Annotated in this window: 13 protein-coding genes; 8 read left to right on the top strand and 5 right to left on the bottom strand. The window is 72.3% G+C overall.

From position 1 onward, the window contains the following. Positions 1–19: 19 nt before the first annotated feature. Positions 20–1,444 carry a cytochrome ubiquinol oxidase subunit I gene (locus tag O7632_RS18820; RefSeq protein ID WP_278116066.1) on the top strand — a complete coding sequence of 475 codons (1,425 nt, stop codon included), beginning with the start codon at positions 20–22 and terminating at the stop codon, positions 1,442–1,444. Positions 1,445–1,461: 17 nt separating this feature from the next. Continuing rightward, positions 1,462–2,460, top strand: coding sequence for a cytochrome d ubiquinol oxidase subunit II (gene cydB, locus O7632_RS18815; protein ID WP_278116065.1), 999 nt, complete (start codon positions 1,462–1,464; stop codon positions 2,458–2,460). A 127-nt stretch (positions 2,461–2,587) separates the two neighbouring features. Here the strand turns inward: cydB and O7632_RS18810 are convergent, their stop codons facing one another. Together O7632_RS18810 and O7632_RS18805 are read right to left on the bottom strand one after the other, a co-directional pair. Beyond that, positions 2,588–3,334, bottom strand: a complete 747-nt coding sequence (locus O7632_RS18810; protein ID WP_278116062.1) for a hypothetical protein — start codon at positions 3,332–3,334, stop codon at positions 2,588–2,590. 87 nt (positions 3,335–3,421) lie between these two features. Beyond that, positions 3,422–4,285, bottom strand: a complete 864-nt coding sequence (locus O7632_RS18805) for a patatin-like phospholipase family protein (RefSeq protein WP_278116060.1) — start codon at positions 4,283–4,285, stop codon at positions 3,422–3,424. A 100-nt stretch (positions 4,286–4,385) separates the two neighbouring features. Here O7632_RS18805 and O7632_RS18800 point away from each other — a divergent pair, with 100 nt between their 5' ends. Further along, the gene (locus O7632_RS18800; protein WP_278116058.1) at positions 4,386–5,114 is read left to right on the top strand and encodes an SDR family oxidoreductase; all 729 of its coding nucleotides are present in this window, start codon (positions 4,386–4,388) and stop codon (positions 5,112–5,114) included. 399 nt (positions 5,115–5,513) lie between these two features. Next, positions 5,514–6,500 carry a tyrosine-type recombinase/integrase gene (locus O7632_RS18795; RefSeq protein ID WP_278116057.1) on the top strand — a complete coding sequence of 329 codons (987 nt, stop codon included), beginning with the start codon at positions 5,514–5,516 and terminating at the stop codon, positions 6,498–6,500. Here the strand turns inward: O7632_RS18795 and O7632_RS18790 are convergent. Further along, a complete protein-coding gene (locus O7632_RS18790; RefSeq protein ID WP_278116056.1) occupies positions 6,464–7,297 on the bottom strand; it encodes an endonuclease/exonuclease/phosphatase family protein in 834 nt (277 codons plus the stop codon). The two genes, O7632_RS18795 and O7632_RS18790, sit on opposite strands and share 37 nt — an antisense overlap. A gap of 144 nt (positions 7,298–7,441) precedes the next feature. Between O7632_RS18790 and O7632_RS18785 the strand changes: the two genes are divergently transcribed. Genes O7632_RS18785 through O7632_RS18775 form a run of 3 tightly spaced genes read left to right on the top strand, consistent with a single transcriptional unit; the run spans position 7,442 to position 12,002 of the window. Further along, positions 7,442–9,067 carry an IucA/IucC family protein gene (locus tag O7632_RS18785; protein ID WP_278116055.1) on the top strand — a complete coding sequence of 542 codons (1,626 nt, stop codon included), beginning with the start codon at positions 7,442–7,444 and terminating at the stop codon, positions 9,065–9,067. Beyond that, the gene (locus O7632_RS18780; RefSeq protein WP_278116054.1) at positions 9,064–10,824 is read left to right on the top strand and encodes an IucA/IucC family protein; all 1,761 of its coding nucleotides are present in this window, start codon (positions 9,064–9,066) and stop codon (positions 10,822–10,824) included. The genes O7632_RS18785 and O7632_RS18780 overlap by 4 nt, the downstream gene beginning before the upstream one ends. Positions 10,825–10,835: 11 nt before the next feature. Beyond that, complete coding sequence (locus O7632_RS18775) at positions 10,836–12,002, top strand: alanine racemase (RefSeq protein ID WP_278116053.1); 1,167 nt, start codon at positions 10,836–10,838, stop codon at positions 12,000–12,002. A 52-nt stretch (positions 12,003–12,054) separates the two neighbouring features. On the opposite strand, the gene O7632_RS18770 is transcribed toward O7632_RS18775, so the two are convergent. Then, positions 12,055–12,582 (bottom strand): peptide deformylase, encoded by a 528-nt coding sequence (locus tag O7632_RS18770; protein WP_278116052.1) that lies wholly within the window; start codon positions 12,580–12,582, stop codon positions 12,055–12,057. Between the two features lie 242 nt (positions 12,583–12,824). Here O7632_RS18770 and O7632_RS18765 point away from each other — a divergent pair, with 242 nt between their 5' ends. Next, the gene (locus O7632_RS18765; protein ID WP_278116051.1) at positions 12,825–13,025 is read left to right on the top strand and encodes a DUF5999 family protein; all 201 of its coding nucleotides are present in this window, start codon (positions 12,825–12,827) and stop codon (positions 13,023–13,025) included. A gap of 374 nt (positions 13,026–13,399) precedes the next feature. Here O7632_RS18765 and O7632_RS18760 read toward each other — a convergent pair whose 3' ends face one another. Further along, positions 13,400–13,957, bottom strand: a complete 558-nt coding sequence (locus O7632_RS18760; protein ID WP_278116050.1) for a dihydrofolate reductase family protein — start codon at positions 13,955–13,957, stop codon at positions 13,400–13,402. Position 13,958: the final 1 nt, after the last annotated feature.

Raw genomic sequence — 13,958 nt, 5'->3', positions numbered from 1 at the left:
ATCTAGTTGGGGAGCCCGCGTGGACGCGCTCGACATAGCCCGCTGGCAGTTCGGTGTCACCACCGTCTACCACTTCCTGTTCGTCCCCCTCACCATCGGGCTGTCCCTGCTCGTCGCCATCCTGCAAACCGCCTGGCACCGCACCGGCGACGACCGCTACCTCAAACTCACCAAATTCTACGGAAAACTATTCCTCATCAACTTCGCCATGGGCATCGTCACCGGCATCGTGCAGGAATTCCAATTCGGCATGAACTGGAGCGACTACTCCCGCTTCGTCGGCGACATCTTCGGCGTACCCCTCGCCATCGAAGCCCTCCTCGCCTTCTTCCTCGAATCCACCTTCCTCGGACTCTGGATATTCGGCTGGGGGAGACTCCCCAAAGCACTCCACCTCGCCACCATCTGGCTCGCCTCGTTCGGCAGCATCATCAGCGCCTGGTTCATCCTCGCCGCCAACTCCTGGATGCAGAACCCCGTCGGCTACCGCATCAACCCCGACACCGGCCGCGCCGAACTCACCGACTTCATCGCCGTCCTCACCAACAAAGTCACCCTCATCACCTTCCCCCACACCCTCGCCGGCTGCTTCATGGTCGCCGGCGCCCTCATCCTCGCCGTCGCGCTCTGGCACCTCATCCGCCACCCCGACGGCCCCGACACCGCGGCCTTCCGCACCGCCACCAAACTCGGCGCCTGGACCACCATCGTCGCCACCGCCGCCGTCATCGGCACCGGCGACATCCAAGGCAAAATCATGACCCAGGTCCAACCCATGAAAATGGCCGCCGCCGAAGCCCTCTACACCACCGAAAGCCCCGCCTCGTTCTCCGTCGTCACCGTCGGCACCCTCGACGGCAGCCGCGAAATCTGGGCCTTCAAAATCCCGTACCTGCTCTCCTGGCTGGCCACCGGCGACCCCACCGGCGAAGTCCACGGCATCACCGACCTCCAAGCCCAATACGCCGCCCAGTACGGACCCGGCAGCTACACCCCGATCATCCCCGTCACCTACTGGAGCTTCCGCTTCATGATCGGATTCGGCCTCGCCGCCGCCGCCATCGCCCTCTGGGCCCTGTGGACCACCCGCCGCGGCCGCACCCCCACCGGCCGCTGGCTGCTGCGCGCCGGCCTCATCCTGCCCGTCCTGCCACTGCTGGCCAACAGCTTCGGCTGGATCTTCACCGAAATGGGCCGCCAACCCTGGATCGTCTTCGGTGAAATGCTCACCCGCGACGGCGTCAGCCGCAGCGTCTCCCTCACCGAAGTCCTCACCAGCTTCACCGCCTTCACCCTCATCTACGCCACCCTCGCCGCCATCGAAGTCAAACTCCTCATCCGCTACGCCAAAGCCGGCCTCCCCGACACCACACCCCAGCCCCCACCAGACGACCGCGACGACACCGACGCCAACTCAGCCCGGCCCCTCGCCGCCACCCACTGACCCACCGGAGACCCCTCGTGGAACTCACCACCGTCTGGTTCGGGCTCATCGCCGTCCTGTTCACCGGCTACTTCATCCTCGAAGGCTTCGACTTCGGCGTCGGCGTCCTCGCCCGCCTCATCGGCCGCACCGAACCCGAACGCCGCGCCGCCATCGCCACCATCGGCCCCGTCTGGGACGGCAACGAAGTCTGGCTCCTCACCGCCGGCGGCGCCATGTTCGCCGCCTTCCCCGAGTGGTACGCCACCCTCTTCTCCGGCTTCTACCTGCCCCTGCTGCTCATCCTCGTCGCCCTCATCCTGCGCGGCGTCGCCTTCGAATACCGCGACAAACGAGACGAACCCCACTGGCGCAACCGCTGGGACAACGCCATCTTCATCGGCTCACTGCTGCCCGCCATCCTCTGGGGCGTCGCCTTCGCCAACATCGTGCGCGGCGTACCCCTCGACGCCGACCACGAATACACCGGCACCCTGCTCACCCTGCTCAACCCGTACGCCCTGCTCGGCGGCACCACCACCACCGCCCTGTTCGTCACCCACGGCGCCGTGTTCCTCGCCCTCAAAACCACCGGCGACATCCGCGGCCGCGCCAACACCGTCGCCGGCTGGACCGGCATCGGCGCCGCCGCCCTCGCCGTCGCGTTCCTCACCTGGACCCTCACCATCCGCGCCAACCCCACCGCCGTCGGCCTCGCCGTCGCCGCCGCACTCGCCCTCGTCGCCGCCCTGGCCGCCAACCGGGTACGCCGCGAAGGCTGGGCCTTCACCGGCACCGCCACCGCCATCGGCCTCGCCGTCGCCGCCCTGTTCACCGCCCTGTTCCCGACCGTCCTACCCTCCACCAGCGACCCCGCCGGCACCCTCACCACCACCAACGCGGCCTCCACCACCTACACCCTCACGATCATGACCTGGGTCGCCGCCCTGCTCACCCCCGTCGTCCTGCTCTACCAGGGCTGGACCTACTGGGTCTTCCGCCGCCGCGTCAGCGTCACCGACCTCCCCACCCACTGACCGGCGAGACCACCCCACCGACCAGCGCCACCACACCCGCACACGTCGGATGCCCCGGGCAACCACCCGGGGCATCCGACGTCACACCGACCCACCAGCCGGGCCGAACCGACCCGACCACCACCGCTCACCCCACGTCACGCAACTCCGCCAACCGCGCCTCGATCTCCGCCAACTCCGAACGCAGCTTCTCCGCCTGCTGCTCCGCCTCCGCCCGCTCCGCCGACAGGATCTGCTCCACCGCCTCCTGCACCCCCGGCACATCCACCAACGCCACCATCCGCAACGCCTCCGCCGGCCGAATCACGTACGGCTTCGCCAACGCCTTGCTGCCCTGCGTCGCCGCCACCGTCCACTCGCCCTCGGCGTACGCCAACGTCACCGTCAACCCCGCCGGCGCCTTCGGCCGCGCCGCCTTCGACGCCCGCCGCGCCGGCTTGTCCACTGCGTCCACGTCCACCACCGACTCCTGTTCCCCGCGAACCCGCTGCTGACCACTCGACTCACGCCGCGCCGGCGACGACGCCACCAGCGGCGGCTCACCCAACTTGAACTCCGGCTCCACCACCGGCGGAGAATCCTCCTTCGGCGACCCCTCCCGCACCGGCTCCGCCCGACGCCCCGCACCACGCGGCGCCACCATCAGATCAGCGGGGGAGAAGGGCAACTCGTCACGGCCGAACCGCACCACCACCCACTCATCCGACACCGCCGGATCGAGCAACCCCACCACCTGACCCGTCTGCCCGGCGATCTGCCCCGCCGCCTCGGTGAACATCACCTTCGGCCGACGACCAGCAGCCACCGACTCCCGGATCACCTCCAACTCCTCACCCGTCAACCCACCAGCACCGGTACGCGCGGCAGCAGCCATCAGCACCCTCGACCTCTTCCGTACACCTGTTTGATTCCTGCCTTACTACCAGCCGCCGCCGACACCCTCGAAGCGACCCCCGACCGATCAGCCCGACGACCGGCCCGCAGCCTTCCACACCCGCCGCACCACGTCGGCCACCGCCAGACCCTGCCGACGACCGGCCCGCGCCGCACCCGGCCGCCGCGCCGGATCCAGCAACCGACGCCCGATCACCCGCCGCGCTGACCGATCCGGCGTCACCACCGCCACCGCACCCGAGCACAACCCCGCCACCTGCCGCGACACCGGCGGCAACCACCCCAGGCCCCACGTGATCGGCGCCAGCACCACCACCGACGAGAACCCGGCCGCCAGATCCGCGTTCGCCGCCGACCGCATCCCGCCGTCCATGAACCGCCGACCACCGATCGTCACCGGCGGCCACACACCGGGCACCGCGCAACTCGCCCCCACCGCGTCCACCAGGTCCACCGGGCCGCCATCCACCGGACCACCGTCGAACACCACGAACTCGCCGGTCACCGCGTCCACCGCCGTCACCCACAACGGACGATCCGGCCACGCCGACGCCGGCAACGCCGCCTCGAACACCGGTCGCCGCGCCGCCTCCGGCATCGTCGCCGCCGCCACCGCGTAGCGGCCGATCCGGGCCCGCGCCCGCCGCCCGTCCCGGCTGCACACCGCCGCCCACGCCAGCGCCGACACCGCCCGCACCCCCATCCGCTCCGACGACGACACCCCGGGCGCCACCTGTCCCGCGTACAACGCCGCGACGTCGGCCCCCGCGCACACCTGCGCGCCCACCACCGCACCCGCCGACGTGCCGATCACCAGATCCGCGTCGGTGACGTCCACCCCGGCCTCAGCCAACCCGGACAGCACCCCGACCTGCCAGGCCACCCCGGTCACCCCGCCGCTGCCCAGCACCAACACCCGCGTGTGCGCCATGGGTCTGTCATTGCCCAGCCGGGACGGCGGTAACGTCACCCCACCGGAAAAGAACCGGACCCGGCGACACCCCACAGGGGAACAGGGGAGAGGAGCACCGATGGCACTGGTCACCGTGGTCACCGGCGGAAGCCGGGGAATCGGCGCCGCCACCGTACGCCGCCTGGCCACCGCCGGACACGACCTCGCCATCGGCTACCGCCGGGACGCCGCCGCCGCCCACGCCGTCCGCGACGCCGTACGGAATGCCGGACGCCGGGCCGTCGCCGTACCGGTCGACACCACCGACCCCGACGCCGTCGCCGCGCTGTTCGACGCCGCCGCCGAGCTCGGCGCCCTCACCGGACTGGTCAACAACGCCGGCGTCACCAGCCGCATCGGCCCCTTCGTCGACCTCACCCTGGACGACCTGCGCCGGGTCGTCGACGTCAACCTCGTCGGCTACGTCCTCTGCGCCCAACAGGCCGCCCGGCGGATGACCAGCGGCGGGGTGATCGTCAACGTCTCCTCGGCCGCTGCGACGCTCGGCAGCCCCGGCGAGTACGTCCACTACGCGGCGGTCAAGGCCGCCGCCGACACCCTCACCGTCGGACTGGCCAAGGAGCTCGGGCCGCGGGGCATCCGGGTCAACGGCGTCGCGCCCGGCACGGTGTGGACCGACATCCACGCCCAGTCGGGCGAACCGGGGCGACCGGCCCGGATCGCGCCGATGGTGCCGCTGCGGCGCGCCGGCCAGCCGGACGAGATCGCCGGCGCGATCGCCTGGCTGCTCGGTCCGGAGGCGTCCTACACCACCGGTACGGTGATCCGGGTCGCCGGCGGCCTGTGACCGTCTCCGCTGATCATGCTGCTGAGTGCTGCTGTTCTTACTGGTCCGATAATATACATTATGTCAACTAAGCGGGCGCCGGGCCGTGTCCGGAGCGAGGCGAACACGGGCGGTCGCCGACGAACGCCACGACTTACCTGCCCGGTCGGAACTTCGCCCGGCGGCCTCGCCGGCCCGGGCTCCGTACGGCTCGGTGTCGCACGCCGTCATCGCGCGGCCCGCGACGTCGGACGCGCCCGGTGCCGGCGGCGCGGCTGTCGTGCGCGCGGTCGCGTCGGTGCGACGCGACCCGGGTGTCGCGTCACCCCCCACCGGCGCGGCGCTCCCCTTCTCCGGCGGCCGCCCACTATCCGCGACCGTGAAGAATGGTGCATAATATCCGTTATGCACCATTTTGCGATGTTGTCCGCAGCGAGTTGGGTCGACGAGTTCCTGGCCGACCGCGCCTCCCGGAAACCCTCCCCACACACCCTGCAGGCCTACCGCCGGGACCTGACCTCGGTGCTGCGGCTGATCGCCGACACCTGGTCCCCCGCTCCCCTGGCCTGGGCCGACCTGCCGCTCGACGCCCTGGACGCCCGTACGCTGCGGGGGGCTTTCGCCCGGTTCGCCGCGCCCCGCGCCCCCGCGTCGGTCCACCGCGCCTGGTCGACCTGGAATTCGTTCTTCACGTTCCTGGTCGCCGAGGGCGTGGTCGCCGGTAACCCGATGCCGGCGGTGGGTCGCCCGCGCGCTCCCCTGCCGCTGCCGAAACCGCTCCGTGGCGAGGAGACACCGGAGACGCTGCTCGCGGCCGCGGCCCGTGGCGACGAACGGCAGCGCGATCCGTGGCCGGAGCGGGATCTGCTGGTGATTGCGTTGGCGTTGTGCGCCGGCCTGCGGTTGGGGGAACTGCTCGCCCTGCGGGTCGGTTCCCTGGCCGGACGCAGCGGTGAACGCCGGATCGAGGTGACGGGCAAGGGCGGGCGGCTGCGGACGGTGCCGATCGAGCCGGAGCTGGACGCGGTGGTGCGGGCGTATCTGGCGAGCCGGCGGCGGCGGTTCGGCGGCCGGTCGGTGCGCGACCAGGACATGCTGCTGGTGGACCGGGCCGGAGCAGCGATGCGGCGCGGCGCGCTGCAGTATCTGGTCCGGTCGTGTTTCCGGCGGGCCGGGATCACCGAGCGGGTGCCGCGTGGCGCCCAGTTGCACGCGTTGCGGCACACGTTCGCGACCCGGTTGGCCGAGGACGGGGCGAGCGCGGCGGAGATCATGCGGCTGCTGGGTCACGGGAGTCTGACGTCGAGTCAGAATTACATCGAGGTGACGGCTGGTCAGCAACGGGCGGCGGTGCGGTCGAACCGGACGAATCAGTCGTTGCGGCGGGTGGTGGGCGGCGGTGACTGAGCCGGCGGCGTGGGGGTGGCGACGGTGACGAGGAGCGCCCGGTGGTCGGAGACGTCCAGGGGCGGTGTGTCGACGGCGGTGACGGTGCCGAGGGCCGGCGGGGCGCCGCGCGGGTCGAGCAGGATGTGGTCGAGTTGGACGCGGGGTCGGACGGCCGGGTAGGTGGGGCGCCGGGCGAGGGGCCGCCAGCCGGTGATGGTGGCCGCGACAGCGGCGGGCATGTTGAGATCGCCGAGCAGGATCCGTGGGGGTGGCAGCAGCCGGAGGGTGCGGACGACGGTGCGGAGCTGGCGCAGGTTCCAGCCGGGGACGAACGACAGGTGGGTGGTGGCGACGGTGAGCGGTCCGTGGGGGGTGTCGAGTACGGCGGTGAGCAGGACGCGGGGTTCGTCGCGGAGCAGGATGAGTCGGGGGTCGGGGTCGGCGGTGAGTACGGGTGAGCGCAGCGGGGCGGGGTCGAGCCGGGTGATCTGCCAGTGTCGGGCCGGGTAGCGGCTGATGAGGCCGATGCCGTAGCAGGGTTCGTGTCGTCCGTCGTGGTCGTGGTCGGGGGTGCGGAACTGTTCGCCGGGGGTGCCGACGATGGCGGCGGCGAAGCGGTGGTGGGGGGCGGCCAGGGCGGTGGCGGCCAGGGCGGTGAGGTCGAGGTGGCCGCTGCGGGGTTGGGCGCGGTCGGCTTCCTGGACGGCGAGGATGTCGGCGTCGAGGGTGGTGACGGCGGCGGTGAGCCGGTCGGCGTCGACGCGGCCGTCGTGTGGTGAGCGTCCGTGCAGCAGGTTGAAGGTGGCCATGCGCACGTGAGCACCCTACGGGGTGGTGGCCGGGTGGGGGTGTCGGGTCCTGCGGGTGGCTGGTAGCGGGCGGGGTGGGTCGGGTCCTGCGGGTGCCGGTGGTGGTCGACAATGCTGGTGGCGGTCTTCGGTTGTCGAAAGGAGGGTGTGATGCGGCCGGTGGCGGGTGTGGTGTGTCCGGATGTCGCGGCGACGGTGGCGGCGGTGGGTCGGGATCGGCCGGAGTTGGTGGCGGAGTTGGTGGCGGCGGTTCCGGGGGCGCGGGCGGCGGTGTTGGCGCGGGTGTGGGGGGCGGTGGCCCGGGAGCCGCTGCCGCCGGTGGTGTCGCGGCGGGTGGTGTCGGATCGGTTGGTGGTGGAGTTGGTGGATGGCCGGCGGGTGGTGGGGCCGGTGGCGGCGGCGGAGCCGTTCGCGGTGGTGGGTGCGGGTCTGCGGGTGTCGGTGCAGGGGCGGGAGTGTGCGGATCCGGCGGAGGTGGTGGCGGCGTTGGGGGTGTCGGGTGCGGACGTGGTGGCCGGTGAGGTGGCCAACAGTGTGGCGAACCTGGCGTTGGCTCGGGCGGGGCGGACGGCGGCGGCGGGGCGTGGTGATGGTGGTGTGGTGCGGTCGGCGGTGGAGTGGGAGCAGGTGGTGGTGGACGGGCATCCGTTGCATCCGGGGTGCCGGACGCGGGTGGGTATGTCGACGGCGGAGGTGTTGCGGTACGGGCCGGAGCACGGGCGGGTGGTGGGTCTGGAGTTGGTGGCGGTGCCGGTGGATCGGTGGGTGAGTACGGGGGTGCGGTTGCCGCCGGTGTTGCCGGTGCATCCGTGGCAGGCCGAGCATGTGGTGTCGGGGGTGGCGGGGTTGCGGCGTACGGGGCGGGTGGTGCGGGGGCGGCCGTTGATGTCGTTGCGGACGGTGTCGGTGGGTGACGGGTCGTGGCAGGTGAAGACGGCGGTGGACGTGCAGATGACGAGTGCGGTGCGGACGGTGTCGCCGGCGGCGGTGCGTAATGGTCCGGTGGTGACGGGGTTGTTGACGGGGTTGGCGGGGCGGATGTCGGGTTTGCGGGTGTTGCCGGAGGTGGCGGCGGGTGCGGTGGTGGTCGACGGGGGCTGGTGCCGGTCGTTGGCGGTGGTGTGGCGGCGGGTGCCGCGGGTGCGGGCGGGGTCGCAGGTGTTGCCGGTGGCGGCGTTGGCGGCGCCGCTGGGGGTGCCGGGTGGGCCGTCGGTGGTGGCGGGGTTGGTACGGGCGGGGTACGGCGGGGATCCGGTGGGGTTCGTGGCGGATCTGGCGGGGGTGTTGTGTGGGCCGGTGGTGACGATGGCGGGGTGGGGGGTGGGGTTGGAGGCGCATGGGCAGAACGTGTTGGTGGTGGTGCGGGGTGGCCGGTTGGTGGGTGTGTGGTATCGGGATGTGGGTGGGGTTCGGGTGGATGTGTCGCGGTTGGCAGCGGTGTGGGGTGTGGTGCCGCGTCTGGCGGGCGATGTGGAGTGTGTCGATCCGGTGGAGGTGCGGGTGACGGCGTGGGCGGCGGTGGGGGTGGCGTTGGGTGAGGTGGTGGCGGTGCTTGCGCGGGAGTTCGGGGTGGAGCCGGCCCGGTTGTGGGCGGCGGTGGCGGGGCGGGTGCGGCAGGTGGTGGCGGGGTTACCGGTGTCGGTGCGCCGGGTGGTGGCGCGGGAGGTGTTCGGGGGGCGGTGGCCGGTGAAGGCGACGTTGTCGATGCGGTTGGCGGCGGATCCGTTGGCGGTGCGGTGGGCGTGGGTGGACAATCCGTTGGCGGGGTTGGGGTGAGCGGGGTGTCGGTGGTGGCGGCGGGTCGGTGGTGTGGGTGTGGGGCGGGTGCGGGGCGGTTGCCGGTGGCGGTGGAGGCGGCGGCCGGGCAGTTGGGTCGGGTGGCGCCGGAGTTGGTGGCGGGGTTCCGGGCGGCGGTGCCGTGGGCGGCGCGGGTGGTGGGGGGTCGGTTGGTGGACGCGTTGTGTCGGGAGGACGTTTCGGGGGCGCGGGACCGGTTTTCGTCGGGCCGTTGGCATGGTTTCGACCGTTTCGCAGCTTATGGGTGGAGTGGGGACGATCCGGTGGATGTGTTGCCGGTGTCGGTGTGGGATCGGCGGGGTTGGGCGTTGGCGGCGGAGTTGACCAACGCCGTGGTGAACCTGGCGGTGGCGGCGGCGCGCCCTCCGGTGCCGGTCGCCGGGTGGTCGACGGCCGCGGTCGGCGAGGTGGACGGGTGGGTGGCGGGCGTGGAGCGGGCGGCGGCGTTGCGGGGGCACAATCTGCATCCCTGTGGCCGTACCCGGTTGGGGTGGTCGGTGGCGGACGTGTTGGCCCACGATGTCGAGTCGCCGGGCACGGGGGTGGGGTTCGTGGCGGTGCGGGCCGATCTGTGCGTCGGTGACGACGTGTCGGGGCTGTTGGCCCGGTGGTATCCGCAGGTGCCGGTGGCGCCGCCGGGATGGGTGGTGCGGCCGGTGCATGTGTGGCAGTGGGCGGCGGTGCTGCGGGACCGGTACGCGGATCTGGTCCGGGCGGGCGTGATGCGGGTGTTGCCGCAGGTGTTGCCGGCGGTGCCGACGGCGGCGGTGCGGACGGTGTTGTTGCCGGCGGGTGCGGATGGGCGGCGGCGGTATCTGAAGGTGTCGTTGGACATTCAGGTGACGTCGACGCGGCGGACGATCTCGGTGGCGTCGACGCGCAACGGGCCGGTGTTGTCGCGGGTGTTGGCGGGGTTGGTGGCCGGTGACGAGGTGGCGGCGGCGCGGTTGGTGTTGTTGCCGGAGGTGGCGGGCGCGGCGGTGCGGGTGGGGTCGGGTCGGGACGTGTCGGTGATCGTGCGGGACGGGTTGGCGGGGGTGGTGGGGGCGGGTGAGGTGCCGGTGTCGGGGGTGGCGTTGGCGACGGCGGGGGTGTTGTCGGCGCGGGTGGACGAGTTCGCGCGGGTGCGGGGGTTGGCGGATCGTCCGGCGGCGGCGTTGGCGTTCGTGGGGGCGTACGCGGGGGTGGTGTTGCCGCCGTTGTTGCGGTTGGCGACGCGGTTCGGGGTGGCGTTGGAGGCGCATCTGCAGAACTGTCTGCCGACGTTTCGGGGTGGGGTGCCGTACCGGTTGGTGGTGCGGGATTTCGCGGGGTTGCGGTTGTTGCGGTCGCGGTTGGCGGCGGCGGGGGTGGTGGTGGAGTTGGCGCCGGGGTCGGTGGTGGTCACGGACGATCCGCGGGTGATGCGGGCGAAGGTGGGGTACACGGCGTTGCAGGCGCATGTGGGTGAGGTGGTGGTGGGGTTGGTGGGGTCGCACGGGTTGGACGAGGCGGCGGGGTGGCGGGCGGTGCGGGCGGTGGTGGACGAGGTGTACGACGGGTTGCGCTCGGATCCGGGGTGTGCGGGGTGGGCGGCGGAGGATCACGCGGCGTTGACGGCGCCGATGGTGGCGCACAAGGCGTTGGTGCGGATGCGGTTGGCGGGGTCGGGTGACGTGTACGTGCCGGTGCGTAATCCGATCGCCGACGGCGGGTTCACGGGGGCGTCGCCGTCGTCGGGTGTGAGGCGGTGGTGATGGTGGTGGTGGTGCCAGATCGGGTGGTCGCGGCGGTGCGGGGGTTGGCGGCCGAGCCGGATCCGGTGTGCGCGTACGTGTACGACCGGGCTGCGGTGCGGGCGGCGGCGGCTGCGGTGCGGGCGGCGTTGCCGGCGGGCGCGGTGCTGCTGTACGCGATGAAGGCCAACGGCCATCCGGAGGTGGTGGCGGAGTTGGCGCGGGTGACCGACGGGGTGGAGGTGGCGTCGGGGGGTGAGTTGGCGGTGGCGGTGGCGGCGGGGGCCCGTCAGGTGGTGTGTGGTGGGCCGGCGAAGACCGATGAGCTGTTGCGGGCGGCGGTGGCGGCGGGCGCGACGGTGAATGTGGAGAGCGGTTGGGAGTTGCGGCGGCTGGACGCGGTGGCGCGGGCGGCGGGCGTGGTGGCGCAGGTGGGGGTGCGGGTGAACCGGCGTGGTGGCGGGGTGGCGGGTAGTCATCGGATGGCGGGGGTGCCGACGCCGTTCGGGGTGGACGAGGAGCAGTTGGGTGAGGTGCTGGCGGTGGCGTCGGGGTCGGCGGGGGTACGGGTGGTGGGATTCAGCCTGCACGCGGTGTCGAACAATCTGGACGCGGCGGCGCATGTGCGGTTCGTGGACGGGTCGGTGCGGTGGGCGGTCGCGGCGGCGCGGCGGTTCGGGGTGGCGTTGGAGTACGTGAACGTGGGCGGCGGGTTCGGGGTGGATCATGTGGGTTCGGGGCGGTTCGACCTGGAGGTGTTGCGGGCCGGGTTGGCGGGGGTGGCGGTGCCGGCGGGGGTGCGGTTGGTGTTCGAGCCGGGTCGGTTGTTGGTGTCCGACGCGGGGTGGTACGCGGCCGAGGTGGTGGATGTGAAACGCACCCACGGTCGGTGGTTCGTGGTGGTGCGGGGCGGGACGCACCATTTCCGGTTGCCGGCGGCGTGGGGGTACAGCCATCCGTTCGCGGTGGTGCCGGTGGATCGGGACGGGTGGGCGTTTCCGCGTCCGGAGGCGGCGGGGGTGGCGGTGGACGCGGTGGGTGAGTTGTGTACGCCTCGGGACGTGTTGTGTCGGGATCAGCCGGTGGCGCGGGTGCGGGCCGGTGACGTGGTGGTGTTCGGTCGGGCCGGAGCGTACGGCTGGGACATCTCGCACCACGACTTCCTGCGCCATCCCCATCCCCGGATGGTGGTGTTGTGAGCGTCGTCCGGGCCGGTTGTGGCCGGCTGTGGTGAGCGGCGGACACGGCGGGTCAGCGGCGGGCCCAGGCGGCTGAGCGGATCTCGCGCAACGCCCGGCGGCGGGTGTCGCCGCGCAGGGTGTCGACGTAGAGGCGGCCGTCCAGGTGGTCGGTTTCGTGTTGCAGGGCGCGGGCGAGGAACCCGGTGCCGGTGACGGTGACGGGTTCGCCGTGCTGGTCGACGCCGCGGACGGTGGCGCGGCGGGCGCGGGGGGTCGGGAAGTACAGGCCGGGGATGGACAGGCAGCCTTCGTCGTCGGTGTCGACGTCGTCGCTGTCCGGGTCGGTGGCGGGGTCGACGCCGTGCAGGTCGATGGCGGGGTTGACGACGTGGCCGCGGTGGCCGTCGGCGTCGTAGACGAACACGTGGGCGCTGACGCCGATCTGGGGGGCGGCGACCCCGGCGCGTCCGGGGGCGCCGAGCAGGGTGTCCATCAGGTCGGTGACGAGGGCGCGCAGGGCGGCGTCGAAGTGGGTGACCGGTTCGGCGGGGGTACGCAGGACGGGGTCGCCGAGGACGCGGATGGCACGCATCGTCATGACGGTGATGCTAGTGGCGCGTGCGCCGGGGGTGTCGTGGGGCGGGGCCGGGATGCGGTCGGGGCGTACCATCATCATCTGGGAGCGTTTCCACGCCGACCGGGTCGATGTGCCTCATCCGAAGGGAGGATTTCGCGGCGTTCCGACCGTTACTTGCTCGGAAGCGCGTCGTTCGGCTTGGTAACGTTCATCACTGGTCATGTGAACCATGACACAGCACCCCCCACAGTCCGGAGAACCCGATGTGCCAGCATCAACCACACTGTCCCTCAGCTGAGGCCACCGACCGGGAAGCCGCGCGGGTGATCGCCTGCTTCCCCGAGCAGGGCTGGAGTCTGCTCTGCAACGGGGTGATCGTCTTCGAGGACACCGGCGAGCTTCTGCCCGACGGCAGCAGCATCGCACCGCACCGCGGCCCCGCCCGGCACGCCCTGGCTGCCTGACCGCGTAGCGCCCCCGGGCGGCGATGGCGCCGCCCCGGACCCGCCCCCCGGCCACACCGTCTCCCCCGCGACGCCACACCACAGGGGAAGCACTCCACCCGGGTGGAGCCACCGATGTCCCGTCGCATCCGGTGCCGCCTCCGCGCACCGTTGGCTCACCGTCGAGCCGCCGATCCACCGCCACCCGCACCGGCCGCACCCCGGCCGGTCCTCGGCGTGTCGCCCGACGATTCGTCGATGACCGACCGCCTCGATCGGCGCGGCCACCTCGCGCTCGCCGCGCGGCGCCGACGGACGCCTCGACGACGAGGACATGTCCCGAAGAGCGCGACGCGACGCCACCGGTCGACTCACGGCGACGCGTTCCCGGTGGTTCAGCGGGCGCGGCGATAGTGCATGACCACGGCGCCGTTGCGCAGCGGTTGTGCCGAGAGCAGTTCGAGCCGGCGGGTGCCGGGCAGTCCGCCCTGGTGCAGGGTCGGGCCGTGGCCGGCGATCCTCGGGTGGACGAGCAGCTGGTATTCGTCGATCAGGTCCAGCCGGTCGAGCGCGGTCGCCAGCGTGCCGCTGCCGAGGAGGACCCCGGCCGGGGTCGCGTCCTTGAGCTTGCGCACGCCCTCACGCAGATCGCCGCCGATGTGGTGGCTGTTGGCCCAGGGGAAGTCGCTGCGTGTCGACGACACCACATATTTGGGTCTGGCCTCCAGCTTGACCGCCCAGTCGCGGACGGCCGGCGGCGCCTGCCCGTCACCGCGGGCGACGGCCGGCCAGTGGCTCTCCATCATCTCGTAGGTGACCCGGCCCCACAGCATCGCCCCGCTGGCGTCCATGAGGCGGGTGAACAGGGCGCGTGTCTCGTCGTCGGCGATCCCCTCCCGGTGGTCGACGCAACCGTCCAGGGTGACGTTGAGGCTGAAGGTCAGGAGTCCCATG

The organism is Solwaraspora sp. WMMD406 (genome assembly GCF_029626025.1).
GTDB lineage: Bacteria > Actinomycetota > Actinomycetes > Mycobacteriales > Micromonosporaceae > Micromonospora_E.
The sequence above is the reverse complement of the archived record's forward strand: the minus strand, read 5'-3'. Positions and strand labels throughout refer to the sequence as shown.

Excerpts from the sequence above, each read along its gene's own strand:
- O7632_RS18785 (WP_278116055.1), top strand. The coding sequence starts at position 7,442 with ATGCGGCCGGTGGCGGGTGTGGTGTGTCCGGATGTCGCGGCGACGGTG.
- O7632_RS18805 (WP_278116060.1), bottom strand. The coding sequence starts at position 4,285 with ATGGCGCACACGCGGGTGTTGGTGCTGGGCAGCGGCGGGGTGACCGGG.
- O7632_RS18795 (WP_278116057.1), top strand. The coding sequence starts at position 5,514 with ATGTTGTCCGCAGCGAGTTGGGTCGACGAGTTCCTGGCCGACCGCGCC.
- O7632_RS18765 (WP_278116051.1), top strand. The coding sequence starts at position 12,825 with ATGTGCCAGCATCAACCACACTGTCCCTCAGCTGAGGCCACCGACCGG.
- O7632_RS18800 (WP_278116058.1), top strand. The coding sequence starts at position 4,386 with ATGGCACTGGTCACCGTGGTCACCGGCGGAAGCCGGGGAATCGGCGCC.
- O7632_RS18760 (WP_278116050.1), bottom strand. The coding sequence starts at position 13,957 with ATGGGACTCCTGACCTTCAGCCTCAACGTCACCCTGGACGGTTGCGTC.
- O7632_RS18810 (WP_278116062.1), bottom strand. The coding sequence starts at position 3,334 with ATGGCTGCTGCCGCGCGTACCGGTGCTGGTGGGTTGACGGGTGAGGAG.
- O7632_RS18770 (WP_278116052.1), bottom strand. The coding sequence starts at position 12,582 with ATGACGATGCGTGCCATCCGCGTCCTCGGCGACCCCGTCCTGCGTACC.